This is a genomic window from Roseburia sp. 1XD42-69 (assembly GCF_003612565.1).
In the GTDB taxonomy this organism is placed as follows: domain Bacteria; phylum Bacillota; class Clostridia; order Lachnospirales; family Lachnospiraceae; genus Roseburia_B.
This window is the reverse complement of the sequence record NZ_RAZG01000003.1, coordinates 104,857-119,026: the sequence shown is the minus strand read 5'-3', so window position 1 is coordinate 119,026 and position 14,170 is coordinate 104,857. Positions and strand designations below refer to the sequence as shown.

Here is a 14,170-nt window from a genome sequence, read left to right as displayed (position 1 = left end):
TTTCTGGTAAAAAGGATTATGCCGGCGAACTGCCGAGAGACACACATAAAAAAGATGGGATTAGTATACCACAATTCCCATCTTTTTCCAATATGATTTTTTATCCGTTTTATTTCGGCTTACCCTTCTATAAAACTTAGCCTTAATTTTTCCAGTGCGCTCTTTTCTATCCTGGAGACATAGGAGCGGGATATTTTCATCTGTCCCGCAATCTCCCGCTGGGTGACAGGTTTTTTCCCCTCCAGTCCATAGCGCATAGAAAGAATCTTCTTTTCCCGTTCATTTAATACCTGGGGCATTAACTCATAAAGTTTTTTAATTTTCCGTTTCAGCTCCAATTGTTCCACAATGTCCTTATCCTGGGATTCCACCACATCCATTAGCTGAATCTGGTTTCCCTCTTTATCTGTGCCAATAGGCTCATAGAGGGAAATCTCCCTGGACACTTTCTTTTTGGAACGAAAATACATAAGCAGTTCATTTTCAATGCACCTCGCCGCATAAGTAGCCAGTTTGCTGCCGTAGCCCTCCTGGAAAGTGGACACACCCTTGATCAGACCTATGGTTCCTATGGAAATTAAATCTTCCATATCCTCCTCCATATTCTGATACTTCCTGCAGATATGCGCCACCAGCCGCATGTTATGCTCGATTAATGCATGTTTTGCCTCTAAGTCTCCCTCCTTCCAACGCTTAAAATACGCCTGTTCCTCTTTTGCAGTAAGAGGAGATAAAAAAGTTTTCAAGCCAGCACCTTAAAAAACTTACTTGATATATCCTATGTTTCGGCCATGTTGTTGGTGCTTTTCCTATGAAATCTTGGCATATCCTATTTTTAAACAGCTCTGGGGCAGGCTTTTTTCTTCCCTTTTTAACGGATTTTTTCTGTGAGCCCCACTTTTTTCTGGACTTTCCGCAAAGTCTTATTGGCATAATACTGGGCCTTTTCATCGTTATTTTTAATCATAGAATCGATATAAGCTTTGTCTGCCATAAGCTCTTTGTACTTCTCCTGCAGGGGGGCAAGGCATTCCGCCACTGCCTCCCCCGCCGCCATCTTAAAGTCTCCGTATCCCTTTCCTGCAAAGTCTTTTTCGATTTCTCCATGGCCTTTCCCTGTGACACAACTGTAGATTTCCATGAGATTGCTGACACCGGGCTTTTCCTGGGGTGCGTAACGCACTTCGCTGCCGGAATCCGTCACTGCCCGCTTGAATTTCCGGATAATGACGTCTTTGTCATCCAAGAGATAAATGGTTGCATTGGCATTTTCGTCTGATTTTGACATTTTCTTTTCCGGCTCCTGAAGGCTCATGATTTTTGCCCCGGTTTTGGGAATATATGCCTGGGGAACGGTAAACACATCCCCGTAAATGGCGTTAAACCTCTGGGCGATATCCCGGGTAATTTCCAGATGCTGTTTTTGGTCCACCCCCACAGGCACCACGTCGGACTGGTACAAAAGAATATCCGCCGCCATCAGCACCGGGTAAGTATACAGCCCTGCGTTAATATTGTCCGCATGTTTGGAGGCCTTGTCTTTAAACTGTGTCATGCGGTTTAATTCCCCCATGTAAGTAAAGCAGCCTAAAATCCAGCTCAGCTCTGCGTGGCCGGAGACATGGGACTGAAAATAGATGCAGTTTTTTTCCGGGTCAAGGCCCGCCGCCACATAGAGGGCGTATAAAGACCTGGCGTTTTTCCGGAATTCCGCCGGCTCCTGCCTTACGGTAAGGGAGTGGAGGTCCATCACTCCATATAAACACTCATATTCCTCATTCAGGCTTACCCAATTTTTTAATGCCCCCAGATAATTCCCCAAAGTCAGGGTTCCTGTGGCCTGCATTCCGCTGTATAATATTTTCTTGTCTCCCAGCATGTCTCTTCCTCTTTTCTTAAATCATTTTTTATTTTTCAGCACTTCCTGGCGGATATAACGAAACGTCTCATCTTCCCCTTTTTCCGCCAGCATCACCAAAAGCTTTTCCAAAAGGGCCTCCGTCTCCGGGTGCATCATATAATGGCCCCTGCCTCTTTCAAAATATTCCAGAGGGCTTCTATCCGTATATTTTTCTTTCTGATAATTCTTACTGGCCGACATGCGGTCAATAAACATCTCCACCACATAATTCACCGGCATTTTCATGCCTGTCATAATATCTTTATCCACAGAATAGTCAATCCAATATTCCAGGTGATGCTTGTTCCTTCCCTTGTGGTGCAGCCAGGCGGCAGAGTAGCCTTTCTTGGCCCGCTCCGCATTGTTGGGGCTTTTATCCCCCTGAAAATACCTGCACCCCACGAAAAACTCTGTGGGGGAATATTTGGACATATCGTGGAACAGCCCCTGGCGGTAAAGCCCCACTTTAAAGCAGCCTGCTCTCACCAGGGCTTTGTGGTGCAGAATTGTTTTTAAATGTTTCCATGCCTTCATGCTATTACACTCCAGGTATATTTATTTTCCTATTAAGATACAGACACTTTGAGGCTCTAAAATGTAAAAAGTCTCCGATACCACCACCGGGGTGGATAAAAATGCCTGTCTGCTGCTGGTATCCATATGCAGATGCCATTTTCTCTTTCTTTTTTCCTTTGGAAATGAGAGTTTTTTGCGGAAATCAGAAAAATTAAATCCTATATAAACATTTTCTTCCTCCTCTGCATATTTCCCGCAGTATAAAATTCCCAAAGCTCTTCTATTTATAAACCAGGGAGAAATCCAGGGCTGTTCTTCATGATAAGACAGATCCGGAAATCCATAAGAGCGGTAATCACTTAACTGCATGGGCTTTTCCCTTCGCAGGACAGTATGCTCCTTCCGAAACATTATCATGTTTTTTACAAATCTTAAAAATTCTTTAGAATTTTTGCTTTGTTTCCAGTCTTTATAGCCCACCGGATTATCCTGGCAATACACATTGTTGTTTCCCCCCTGGGAATTGCAGTCTTCATCCCCCGCCATAAGCATGGGCACGCCCTGGGATAAAAACAGCATGGCAATGGCATTTTTCATCTTTCTGTCCCGGATTTTTAACACATTACGGCTGGTGGTATCCCCCTCCACCCCGCAGTTGCTGCTGTAATTCCAGTCCATTCCGTCCCGGTTGTTTTCCCCGTTGGCCTCGTTGTGCTTTAAATCATAGGTAAACAAATCCGCCAGGGTAAACCCGTTGTTGTCACAGATATAATTTATATATCCCAGCTTATCGTCCTGTTTTTTCATCTGATCCGCCAGTTCCCAAATATTGCCGTTTATCCCATTCAACAGCTTTCTTGCAGGGTACAAAAACTCATCGGAATCCACAAAACATCTGGGTTCTTCCGCTTCCTCCACGGGAATAAAGTGCTTGGGGATATTTCTGTAGAATATTTTTGTCCTCCCCAAGTAGGGGTCTTCCAAAATCAGTTGTATCGGGATATTGTCTCCCTGGAGATGAAACCCATCCACATGATATTCTTCCACCCAGTAGCGCAGGGCCTTCAGAATCATCCTTTGGCTGATGTCCTGGGGAAAGTCCATCTCCAGGATAAGTTCCATACCATTTTTGTGAAGCTTCATCACACAGTCCTTAAACTCTCCCACGGGATTTTCTGTGGCGGCATAGGAAGCCTTTGGGGCAAAATACATCCCCGGCCCATATCCCCAAAAATTAATTTTGTACTCCTGTTTTTTCCTGGGCTTTTTAATTTTATCCCTTTTTTTCTCCTGCCATTCCAGATACTCTGGAAATTCCGGGGACTCCAGCCTTTCCAACTCCTCAAATTCATACACCGGCATAAATTCCACCGTTGTAACTCCCAAAGATTTCAAATAGGGAATTCTTCTGGTAAATCCCCGGAAAGTCCCCCTGTCCGGCACATGCTCCGGCAGTCCTTTCGTAAATCCCCGGACATGCAGCTTGTACAAAACCATATCTCTCCTGGCAATATTTACTTCCCTGTCACTGCGCCAGGAAAATCCCTGGTTTTCCATCCTGCACTTTAATCCCCTGCCTAAAAATTCCACTCTCTTCTCATCTGCCCAGGTCTCTCTTCCCACAATACGCCGGGCATAGGGGTCTAAAATCTCCGCCCCGTCTATCTCGAAGGTATAATCATACGCCTCCATATTTATCCCATATACTTTTACTGCCCGAAGATTCCCCCTGCTAAACTCCTGCGGCACCGGAATCTGCACCTTCTCCTCTGATTTCTCCCGGGGATACAAAAGGATGGCACACTCCGACTCTCTTCTGCACTCAATGCAGAAATTTACAAACCCCTTTCCCTTTACTGCTCCGATTGGTGAAAAATCACCTTTTTTTACGCTATACTCCATGGTCATCCCGCCTTTTCTTTCCTGTACACAGAGAAAACAATTCATTCTGCGCTCTCAACTAGCATTACTCTGTTATATTATAGCTTTTTTTTCCACATTTGTATATATTTTTCTTCATGCATTGACTTTTTTCCATGTCCCTGTTACTATTTAATTAGAAATAATGTAGAACCTGTCAGGATCTTTTTAGAGAAGGAGGCTGCTTATGGCAAAACCCGATAATAAAAATGACCAGGACGATATTCTTGTAACTCTTGATATGGATGACGGTTCCCAGGTGGAATGCGAAATTTTAACGATTTTTGAAGTGAAAGGCCAGGATTACATCGCTCTTTTGCCTTTGGATGAGGAGGGAAATCCCAATGCTGAGGGAACGGTTTACACTTACCGGTATTTTGAGGACGATGAGGGGAATCCCTCCCTGGAAAACATTGATAACGACGAAGAATATGAGGCTGTTGAGGAACGGTTTGACGAACTGTTAGACGAAGCAGAATGGGAGGAGGATTAATTTACTCCTCCTTTTTTCCTGCCTCAAAAAGAAACCGGGAAAGTTCTGTCTCATGGTTGTTGTAATACCTTACTGCATATAAATAAAGTTCCTCCCTTGCCCTGGTAAGGGCCACGTAAAACATGCGCCGCTCCTCCTCCATCTCCGGGAGCAGGGATGCCTTTTTATATGGGGTAATCCCTTCGTTTACCTCCATAATATGCACACAGTCAAATTCCAGGCCCTTGGCGCTGTGAAAAGTGGCAAGGGTCAATGCATCTTTTTTGTCCTGAGTGTTCTCCCACATACGCTCCGTTTCCCTCTTATAATTCTCGATATGCAAAAACCAGTCCTCAAAAGATAAAAACCCCCGGGTGCTCTCCTGCAGTTCCTCCATTACCCCAAAAAGGTCTTCCGCCCTGATATTCCTGTATTCTGCGTACTCTTTTAAAAATTCATCATATCCCACCGCTTTGCGAATGTAATTTATTGCTGCAAAGGGCCTTAAGGTCTTTATGGTATTGATATCCTGCCAGAGCTTGTCAATTCTGTCCATCATCCAGGACTGCTCACTGTAAAAGTTCTGCCATACGTCAAAGGCCACTGTGTCATTTTCCAGGCTTTCCCTGCTCAGATAGCGTTTGGGGCGGTTCATAATCATGAGAAAATCCCGCCTTTGACGGCTTCCCCGGGCAATTCTGATATAGGCGTACATATCTTTTGCAATCCAGTGCTCATAGAGATTCGGCACTCTATCCTTAGCAGTAAAAGGAATATTATACTCTAAGAGTTTTTCCATCAATGGCCTGGCCTGGAGATTAGTGCGAAACAGTACAGCTGTTTTATTCAAAGGGATTTTTTGATTTCTTAAACGTTTTATTAACTTTTTATTTTCCTCCCCCACCCGGTCAAAAACTTCAAAGGTTACAGCATCTTCCTTTCTTTTTCCGGCAGTTATATTTTTCTCAAACCGCTCTTTATTATTTGCGATAATTTTCGATGCAATTTCCATCACCCTGCTGGGACAGCGATAATTTATTTCTAATTTAATTATTGAAAGATTTTTATACTGTTCTGGCATATGAAGCATAATTTCCGGTCTGGCTCCCCGAAAACGGTAAATAGACTGGTCATCATCCCCCACCACAAAAAGATTGTTCTTTGGAGCAGCAAGCATTCTCACAATGTCATATTGAAGCTGGTTTACATCCTGGAATTCGTCAATTAAAATATAGCGGTATTTGTTCCGCCAGGCCGAAAGAATATCTTTTCTCTGGGAAAAAAGCTCATAGGTATAAACCAGCATATCGTCAAAATCTATCTTTCTGTACTTTTTTAAAAAATTGTGGTATTCCCTGTACACCTGCAAAAATACTTCTCTGCTGCAGGAGATGGAATAATAGTGGGAAAGGTCAATTCCCGTATTTTTTACCAGGCTGATTTCCCCTAAAATATTCTGGACAAGTTCATTCTCATCTTCACAGTCAAGCTTCATGGAATGAATGCTTTCCCGCATCCAGCGGAGCTTTTCTTCTTCTTTTATGACGCAGTCCCCGGAAAAATTATAAGCATGTTTTAATATCATAAAAAATACGGCATGGAAAGTGCCGAAAGTCACAGTGCTTCTCTCCCCAGGCATACGCCCTAAGAAACGCTGCTTCATTTCCCCTGCCGCCGCTTTTGTAAATGTAATCACCAAAATATGGGAGGGGTTCACCCCTCTCTCCCGTATCAGATATTCAATTCTTCTTGTAATCACGGTGGTCTTGCCGGAGCCGGGCCCGGCAAGGACCATCACCGGGCCGTCCCCATGGCGTATTGCCTGAAGCTGGCCCTCATTTAACTTTTGTTCCATACCTTTTCCATATCTCTATTAAATCTGGCTGAGTTTCTCAATCCCTGTGCGTATTCTTTTCAGAGACTCTTCCTTGCCTAAAATCTCCATAAGTTCCGTAGCCCCTCCCGGGGTCATCTGCTTTCCTGATACCGCTGTGCGGATGGGCCAGAGCACATATCCGTTTTTATATCCTTTTTCCTTTACAAAACCGGAAATCCCTTCATATAAAGCATCATTGCTGTAATCTGTCATCTCCTCCAAAAGGGGCAGGATTTCTTTTAATAGGGTAAGGCTGGTCTCCTCATTTGTCTTCATTTTTTTGTGGGTGTACATGGATGTGTCATATTCCGGCAATTCCTCAAAGAAATCAATATGTCCTTTAATATCCGGGAAAATCTCAATCCTAGTCTTTACCATGGCCGCAATTTTCTTTAAATCCAACTCTTTTGTAATGACTTCTTTCATATAGGGCTCGGCAATCTCATAAAATGCGTCAAAGTCCATAGCCTTTATATATTCTCCATTCATCCACTTTAATTTTGTGATGTCAAACACCGCTGAAGATTTGCTCATATGGCGGTAATCAAAGGCTTCCACCAGCTCTTGTAAGCTGAAAATCTCCTGATTATTTTCAGGGCTCCACCCTAAAAGGGCCACAAAATTTACCACAGCCTCCGTTAAAAAGCCCTGGGCGATTAAATCCTCGTAGGAGGAGTGACCGCTTCTCTTGCTAAGCTTTTGGTGCTCCTCATTGGTAATTAAGGGACAGTGGACATAGACCGGAACCTCCCAGCCAAAAGCTTCGTAGAGACGGTTGTATTTCGGGGAGGAAGATAAGTACTCACACCCTCTCACCACATGGGTGATGCTCATTAAATGGTCGTCCACCACATTTGCAAAATTGTAAGTTGGATAACCGTCGGATTTTATGAGAATCATATCGTCAAGTTCCTCATTGTTTACCGTAATTTCCCCGTAAATTTCATCCGTAAAGGTGGTAGTCCCTGTCCTTGGGTTATTCTGGCGGATAACATAGGGAAGTCCGGCATCAAGCTTTGCCTGTACTTCTTCTTTGCTTAAATTCAGACAGTGCTTGTCGTAAATCACAATCTCTTTTCCCGCAATGGTCTGTTTTAAACTCTCCAGCCTCTCTTTGTCACAGAAACAATAATATGCCTCACCTTTTTCCACAAGTTTTTTTGCATATTCCAGGTAAATTCCCTGCTTTTGCCTTTCGCTTTGGACATAAGGCCCTACGCCCCCGTCCTTATCCGGCCCTTCATCGTGGATTAAGCCTGTCTTTTCCAGGGTACGGTAGATAATGTCCACCGCTCCCTCCACATAGCGCTCCTGGTCCGTATCTTCTATTCTCAAAATAAAATCCCCCCCTGCATGTTTGGCAATGAGGTAGGCATATAAAGCCGTCCTTAAATTTCCCACATGCATCCTTCCTGTAGGGCTGGGGGCAAATCTTGTCCTTACTCTGCTCATTTTAGTTCTCCTCTGCTCTTTTAAAATCTTTTCGGCACTTTTCCGCCACATACTATACTAACAAAAACAAGACGCTTCGGCAAGGGAGAGTTTGGGATTTTTTGTAAATTGCAGGCCGAAAGTTTATATTCCCACAGCCAGACACAGCCGGTAGGCCAAAAAGGCTGCAACCCATGCCACGACGCACTGCATCACCACCACAAACACCGCCTGCCTCTTCCCTCCAAGCTCCCTTTTAATGGCCGCAACTGCAGCCACACAGGGGGTATAGAGAAGGGTAAAGATTAAAAAACTTATGGCGGAGGATAAGGTAAACATCCCGGATAATTCCCCGGCAAGATTCGCCGTGTTTGTGCCAAGCAAAATGCTCATGGTGCTGATTACCGCCTCCTTTGCAGAAAATCCGGTGATAAGGGAGGTGGAAATCCTCCAGTCCCCAAATCCCAAAGGCACAAAAACCGGTGCGATAAGCCTGCCCAGGGTGGCTAAAAGGCTGTCTCCGCTGTCCACTACCACGTTAAACCTTGCGTCAAAAGTCTGTAAAAACCAGATAAGGATAGTGGCCAGAAAAATAATGGTAAAAGCCCTCTGGATAAAGTCTTTTGCTTTATCCCACATTAAAAGCAGCACACTTTTTACTGAGGGCAGCCTGTAATTGGGAAGTTCCATCACAAAGGGGATGGAATTGCCCCGAAATGCCGTTCGGTTTAAAATCAGGGCCGCAAGAACTCCTACTGCCATCCCCAGACAGTAGAGGACAAGCATCATAAGGGCAGGATTCCTGGGGAAAAATGCCGCCGCAAACACTCCATAAATGGGAATTTTGGCGGAACAGCTGATAAATGGCACCAAAAGTATGGTCATTTTCCGGTCTCTCTGGGAGGAGAGGGTACGGCAGGACATCACAGCCGGAACGCTGCACCCAAAGCCTATCAGCATGGGAACAAAACTTTTGCCGGAAAGCCCGATTTTTCTTAACAGCTTATCCATGACAAAGGCCACCCTGGCCATATATCCGGAATCCTCCAGTATGGATAAGAAGAAAAACAGGGTGACGATAATGGGCAGGAAGCTAAGGACTGAACCCACTCCGGCAAAAATTCCGTCAATAATCAGGCTGTGCATCACTGGGTTAATCCCATAGGCCGTCAATGCCTGGTCGGTAAGATTGGTCATCCAGTCAATGACCCTGCTTAAAGCATCGCTTAATACCACCCCGACGACATTAAAGGTAAGATAAAAAATCATAAGCATAATTCCAATAAACACAGGGATTGCCAGATATTTATTGGTAAGGACGCTGTCAATTTTCACGCTTCTTACATGCTCCCTGCTCTCTTTACAATGAATAACGGTTTTATCGCAGACCTTCTCGATAAACTGATACCGCATATCCGCCAAGGCCGCATTCCTGTCCATGGAGTGGTCTGTCTCCATCTCCTCCACGCTGTGCTCCATCATCTCAAACTCGTTTTGGCTTAAGGACAGCCGTTCAATAATCTCCGTATCCCCCTCCACAATTTTCGTAGCTGCAAACCTGGGAGACATGCCGATATTTGCCGCATGGTCCTCCACCTGGTGGGACACGGCGTGGATACACCGGTGTACCGGGCCTTTTTCGCAGAAATCTTTAACTTTCGGCTTTATCCTCTTGCCGGAGACATTTAAAATCGCAGATATTAAATCTTCTATCCCCTCGTCCTTGGAGGCGCTGATTGGAATTACGGGAATCCCCAGACGCTTTGACATTTCCTCCACGTCTATGGAGCCCTTATTGTTCCTCACCTCATCCATCATATTAAGGGCCAAAACCATAGGGATATCCATCTCCAAAAGCTGCAGGGTAAGATAAAGATTTCTCTCAATGTTTGTGGCATCCACAATATTGATAATCCCTTCCGGCTTTTGATTTAATATAAAATCCCTGGTGACAATCTCCTCGTTTGTGTAGGGCCTCAAGGAATAAATTCCAGGCAAATCTACCACCTGGCAGTTCTTTTCCCCCCGGATAAAACCCGCTTTCTGGTCCACTGTCACACCGGGAAAGTTACCCACATGCTGGTTGGAACCCGTGAGCTGATTAAACAGTGTTGTCTTTCCGCAATTCTGATTCCCCACCAATGCAAATGTCATGACAAATCCTCCTCCACTTCAATCTCTTTTGCCTCCTCTTTCCTTAAGGTAAGCTCATACCCCCGAAGGCGGATTTCGATGGGGTCTCCCATAGGGGCAATTTTTTTCACCACTACTTTTGTTTTGGGGATAAGCCCCATATCCAAAAGACGGCAGCGCAAGGCCCCCTCTCCCCCCACTGCTGTGATAACTGCATCTGTGCCGATTGGCAGTCTGTCTAAGGTCATATTGTCTCTCCTATCTGTAAGGGTTTTCCCTGATATACTCCTCTAAGATATCCCCTGCCAGTTTTGCCATATCCGGGCAGGGACGCTTTTCATAATACTCTTTTGTGCGCTCACTTGGTGTGGGGGATGTATCTTTTCCCTCCAGCCCTAATAGTTCCCGGCACACAATACTTCCCGTCTCTTCCCGGAAACTTTTTGCCAGTTCCTGTATCCTTCCGTAAAGTTCCTTTTTTGCCTCAAAATTTTTCGGCTCATCGTAGCCGTAGAGTACCCCTGTCACAAAAAACATGCCGGAAACGGTTCCGCACACTTCCCGAAGCCTTCCCATGCCTCCTCCGAAGGAGGAAACCATCTTCACCACGGTTTTAAAATCCATACCCATTTCCTCTGCAAAGGCTCCCGCCACCGCCTGGCAGCAGTTGTAGCCTTCTAAAAACAGTTCCTTTGCTTTTTCTCCATGTGTCATAATCCACCTCTTATATTCTTACTGGGGTCCGCCTAACTGGTCAATAGAATCAATAATCTCTTTGATTTCCGGCGTATACAGATGTTCTTTCTGTAACAGTTTGTTAATCTGGGCCCTGCGCTCTTTTATGTTATTTGTTGTATACTCGATTCTGGAACGGAGTTTCTGCCTTCTCACCAAAAGGTTATGCTTTACTTCCACCATCTCCCGGTTGTCAACCAGGGCGGAGGACTGGTTCATCCACACCTGGGAATCATAAAGCCGGTAACGCTTTAACTGTTTGACCAGCTTGTCGGAAAAATAATCCAAATCCTCATTCATCTGCCGGAACTTCTCCCGCTTCTTCACCTCGTTTAAATACTGTTCCCAGAGATAATTCAGCTCGTAGGCATTTTTAACATGATATTTTTCTCTGGCGTAGTCCACAGCATTTGTCACATTCACATATTTAAATTTCATCTTATTTAACAGTACAATGGCATGATTGATATTGACTTCCGACTGCTTAATTTCCATCTGATTGGAATTCATCCGAAGAAAAATCAAAAACCCGCTTACAGCCGCCACAAAAATCACAAACATCCAGGCATACCTGGTATCCGCCCCGTATCCCATCTGCACCACAAGAAGCACTGCCGTACAAATTACAAAAATAGAAAACAGCATAAGGGAGAGGGTTTTTAAGATTTTCTGCTGATGCAATAAATCCATTTTATTATAATACCACTCCGTCTTTTCCCCCTCCAGGTAGTGCATATCTTTTTTCACCGCATTCTGATATGCCTCGTTGGCCTGAAGTTTTTTTATAGCTTCCGGTATCACGTCCTCCTCCTGCTGCATCTGGACAAACTGCATGTCAGAGATATGACGTTCCGCATTGTGGTACTCATCCCGAAGTTTATCCAGCTTCTGAACGCTCTCCGCGGCAGACTTAATCTCATTCATATCCTCCGCCGGCATCTCCTCAAGCATCTGGATATCATTTAGATATTCTGTCACGATGCGGTATTCCGCCTTCTCCTCCTCCAGCTCCTTGGATGCCTCAATAATCTCCTCGCAGCTCTGGATGATAAAGTGCTGGAGCTTTTTTCCGTCCTTCATCTCCTCAGGAGAGATTTCATAGCCGGAAATCCCGCTCTCTATGGCCTCCTGAAGCTTTTTCGCCTCCTCCTGCCGCTTTTCTTCTTTTCTCTTCCTCACATTCCTAAATAATGCCATTGTTATTCCCTTCCGCCGCTATCTGCAGCTTCTCCTGTATTCTTCTCTCCACTGGCCCAAAAGGTTATCTGCCACCGCCAGATTTCCAATACCCACCTGGAAAAACATTTCTCCCGGCTCCTCACCAGGGAGTACCTCCCTGTATTTTTCCAGCTCCCTGGCCGCTTTCGCCTGGGTTAAGGATTCCTTCCTGTTATTTTTCTCATAGGCCCTCTCAAAACACTGGGCCGCCTCCTGGAAGAAAAACAGCCCTGCGTAGGCGGTCCCTAAATTATGCCAGAGATTCCCCTCAAAGGCAATGCCCTCCTCTTTCAAATCCTCCCGCAAGAGAAGCTTTTTGTACTCTAATATGCATAGATAATACCTTTTTTTCATCAAAAAACGGTCCGCCCGGATTTTGGCACATTCCGCCTCGCTTTTATTCTCAAAATCCTCCAGGGCTTTTCGGATATCTAAAATCTCATCCTTTGTGCAGTAGTCACAGCCCTGTAAAAGAACGGTGATAAAAGCCACAAATCCCTGGCCCTCCTGTATAATCCGGGAAAGCTTATCCGCCAGGGAATTCATTTTAAGCTCCTGGCGTATCCACTCGCAGAGCTCCCCATCCATAAATTCCGGCTCCACCACCTCGATATTGTGTTTCAGGTAATAACAGATTTCCTCCAGGGAATACACATTCAGGGAAACCGTATCAATATAGTAAGGTATGGACGCCAGTTCCCGGCTGCAGAGCAACAATTCTCCCATAGATTCCTCCTATCCTTCCTTAAAAAGTCATAACATACTCCCATGTCTTTTCGGAACTTTTCACAATCTCCCCAAACCCCATATCTTTAATGGTTAGTTTTACTTTATTCCTGGCCACAGGCTCCGCCAAAATCCGCAGCCTGGTGGTTCTCCCCTCCCGCTCCGGAAGGTCATTTAATTCCAGACGGCGGACTGCTGTCTCCCTGGAATCCGGAGGCTGTAAATAAAAATCAAGGCAGGTATCCTCCCCCAAAATCACTTCGCATTCCCCTGTTTCCTCATACCAGCTCTCCCCCGCTGTAATCAGGGTAAAAAACTGGCTTTTTCCCCTGTGCAGCACTTTTAAACTGATATTCATGCGGATTTCGTTATCCCCCAGATACACATATTTCCAGGAGGAGGGATCCGCCTTTACAGACGCCCCGTAACAGGCTCCCTTACAAAATAAATTTTTCCCCATAAAAGCCCGTTTTCCCCGGCACACAACTGTGAGAGAACGTTTCATCCAATCCCCGTCAAATCCGTCCCCGATTAGGTACACCGAAGAAATAATCTTTCCCCCCAGGGTAGATTCCGCAAACTGGCAGAATGCCCCGTCCCGGTTTCCTGCGATAGAGTGATAATTTTTTTCCTCTATGGACACCACCTGGGGAAGGGTGCGCTTATCCCGGGTGAGATGCCAGAATTTCAGCTTTCCCCCTGCGTAATAATACAGGGCCGCCCCGTGCTGGTACAGCTCTTTGGGCTGGCTTAGGGCGTAATAGTAAAAGCTTTCCCTGTAATCCAATAGGGTGAAACGCTTGGGGGATATATCCATATATTCCCCAAAAAGCAGAATCAGCTTCCGGATTTCCTGGTTCATATGTTCTGTGACGATGGCCAGCCTGTCGCTCTCCTTTATTCCCCCGGCCTGGAGTGGCAGGGAGATAAGCCTTTTTAAATAGAGGAAAAAGAGCTTGGCGGTATCGTATATCCTTCCCTCCAATTCCACCTGCTCCCCGGCAAGGGCTTTTTTAAAAAGATTTTCCACGCATACTGTGCCCTTGGAAAGGGCATATTTTCTGGCGTCCTCCCCGTAAAGCCATTGTTCCATCCCCTTCCGCTTACAGATGCAGAGGGGAATCTGGTATACCTGGGAACCCGTCACCATACTGAAAGTACTGGGCTCCGACATTCCCTCCATATAATAACTTACCATTGCATATTTTTCACTTAAGTCTATTCCAATTGTTCTTCCCATGTA

General features: G+C 45.3%; 11 protein-coding genes and 1 pseudogene. 1 reads left to right on the top strand and 11 read right to left on the bottom strand.

The annotated features are described in order from the left end of the window. Positions 1–119: 119 nt before the first annotated feature. The 4 genes from sigK to D7Y06_RS02690 all read right to left on the bottom strand — a co-directional run bounded on the left by sigK (position 120) and on the right by D7Y06_RS02690 (position 4,318). Positions 120–746 carry an RNA polymerase sporulation sigma factor SigK gene (gene sigK / locus D7Y06_RS02705; protein ID WP_120406297.1) on the bottom strand — a complete coding sequence of 209 codons (627 nt, stop codon included), beginning with the start codon at positions 744–746 and terminating at the stop codon, positions 120–122. A 125-nt stretch (positions 747–871) separates the two neighbouring features. Beyond that, the gene (gene trpS, locus D7Y06_RS02700) at positions 872–1,879 is read right to left on the bottom strand and encodes a tryptophan--tRNA ligase (RefSeq protein ID WP_120406296.1); all 1,008 of its coding nucleotides are present in this window, start codon (positions 1,877–1,879) and stop codon (positions 872–874) included. Between the two features lie 21 nt (positions 1,880–1,900). Next, entirely contained in the window at positions 1,901–2,434 is a 534-nt protein-coding gene (locus D7Y06_RS02695; RefSeq protein ID WP_120406295.1) for a DUF5662 family protein, read from the bottom strand. 21 nt (positions 2,435–2,455) lie between these two features. After that, complete coding sequence (locus D7Y06_RS02690) at positions 2,456–4,318, bottom strand: glycogen operon protein GlgX (protein ID WP_147415569.1); 1,863 nt, start codon at positions 4,316–4,318, stop codon at positions 2,456–2,458. A gap of 205 nt (positions 4,319–4,523) precedes the next feature. Between D7Y06_RS02690 and D7Y06_RS02685 the strand changes: the two genes are divergently transcribed. Beyond that, positions 4,524–4,829 (top strand): DUF1292 domain-containing protein, encoded by a 306-nt coding sequence (locus D7Y06_RS02685; RefSeq protein WP_120406293.1) that lies wholly within the window; start codon positions 4,524–4,526, stop codon positions 4,827–4,829. Position 4,830: 1 nt separating this feature from the next. Here D7Y06_RS02685 and D7Y06_RS02680 read toward each other — a convergent pair whose 3' ends face one another. The 7 genes and pseudogenes from D7Y06_RS02680 to D7Y06_RS02645 all read right to left on the bottom strand — a co-directional run bounded on the left by D7Y06_RS02680 (position 4,831) and on the right by D7Y06_RS02645 (position 14,167). Continuing rightward, entirely contained in the window at positions 4,831–6,663 is a 1,833-nt protein-coding gene (locus D7Y06_RS02680) for an ATP-dependent helicase (protein WP_120406292.1), read from the bottom strand. 18 nt (positions 6,664–6,681) lie between these two features. After that, entirely contained in the window at positions 6,682–8,136 is a 1,455-nt protein-coding gene (gltX, locus tag D7Y06_RS02675; RefSeq protein ID WP_120406291.1) for a glutamate--tRNA ligase, read from the bottom strand. A gap of 123 nt (positions 8,137–8,259) precedes the next feature. Beyond that, positions 8,260–10,496: pseudogene (gene feoB, locus D7Y06_RS02670) on the bottom strand (ferrous iron transport protein B). Positions 10,497–10,506: 10 nt separating this feature from the next. Beyond that, positions 10,507–10,962 (bottom strand): C-GCAxxG-C-C family protein, encoded by a 456-nt coding sequence (locus tag D7Y06_RS02660; RefSeq protein WP_199714609.1) that lies wholly within the window; start codon positions 10,960–10,962, stop codon positions 10,507–10,509. A gap of 18 nt (positions 10,963–10,980) precedes the next feature. Continuing rightward, the gene (locus D7Y06_RS02655) at positions 10,981–12,180 is read right to left on the bottom strand and encodes a hypothetical protein (protein WP_120406287.1); all 1,200 of its coding nucleotides are present in this window, start codon (positions 12,178–12,180) and stop codon (positions 10,981–10,983) included. 18 nt (positions 12,181–12,198) lie between these two features. Beyond that, positions 12,199–12,927 (bottom strand): hypothetical protein, encoded by a 729-nt coding sequence (locus D7Y06_RS02650; RefSeq protein WP_120406286.1) that lies wholly within the window; start codon positions 12,925–12,927, stop codon positions 12,199–12,201. A gap of 19 nt (positions 12,928–12,946) precedes the next feature. After that, the gene (locus tag D7Y06_RS02645; RefSeq protein WP_120406285.1) at positions 12,947–14,167 is read right to left on the bottom strand and encodes a DUF5716 family protein; all 1,221 of its coding nucleotides are present in this window, start codon (positions 14,165–14,167) and stop codon (positions 12,947–12,949) included. Positions 14,168–14,170 lie beyond the last annotated feature (3 nt).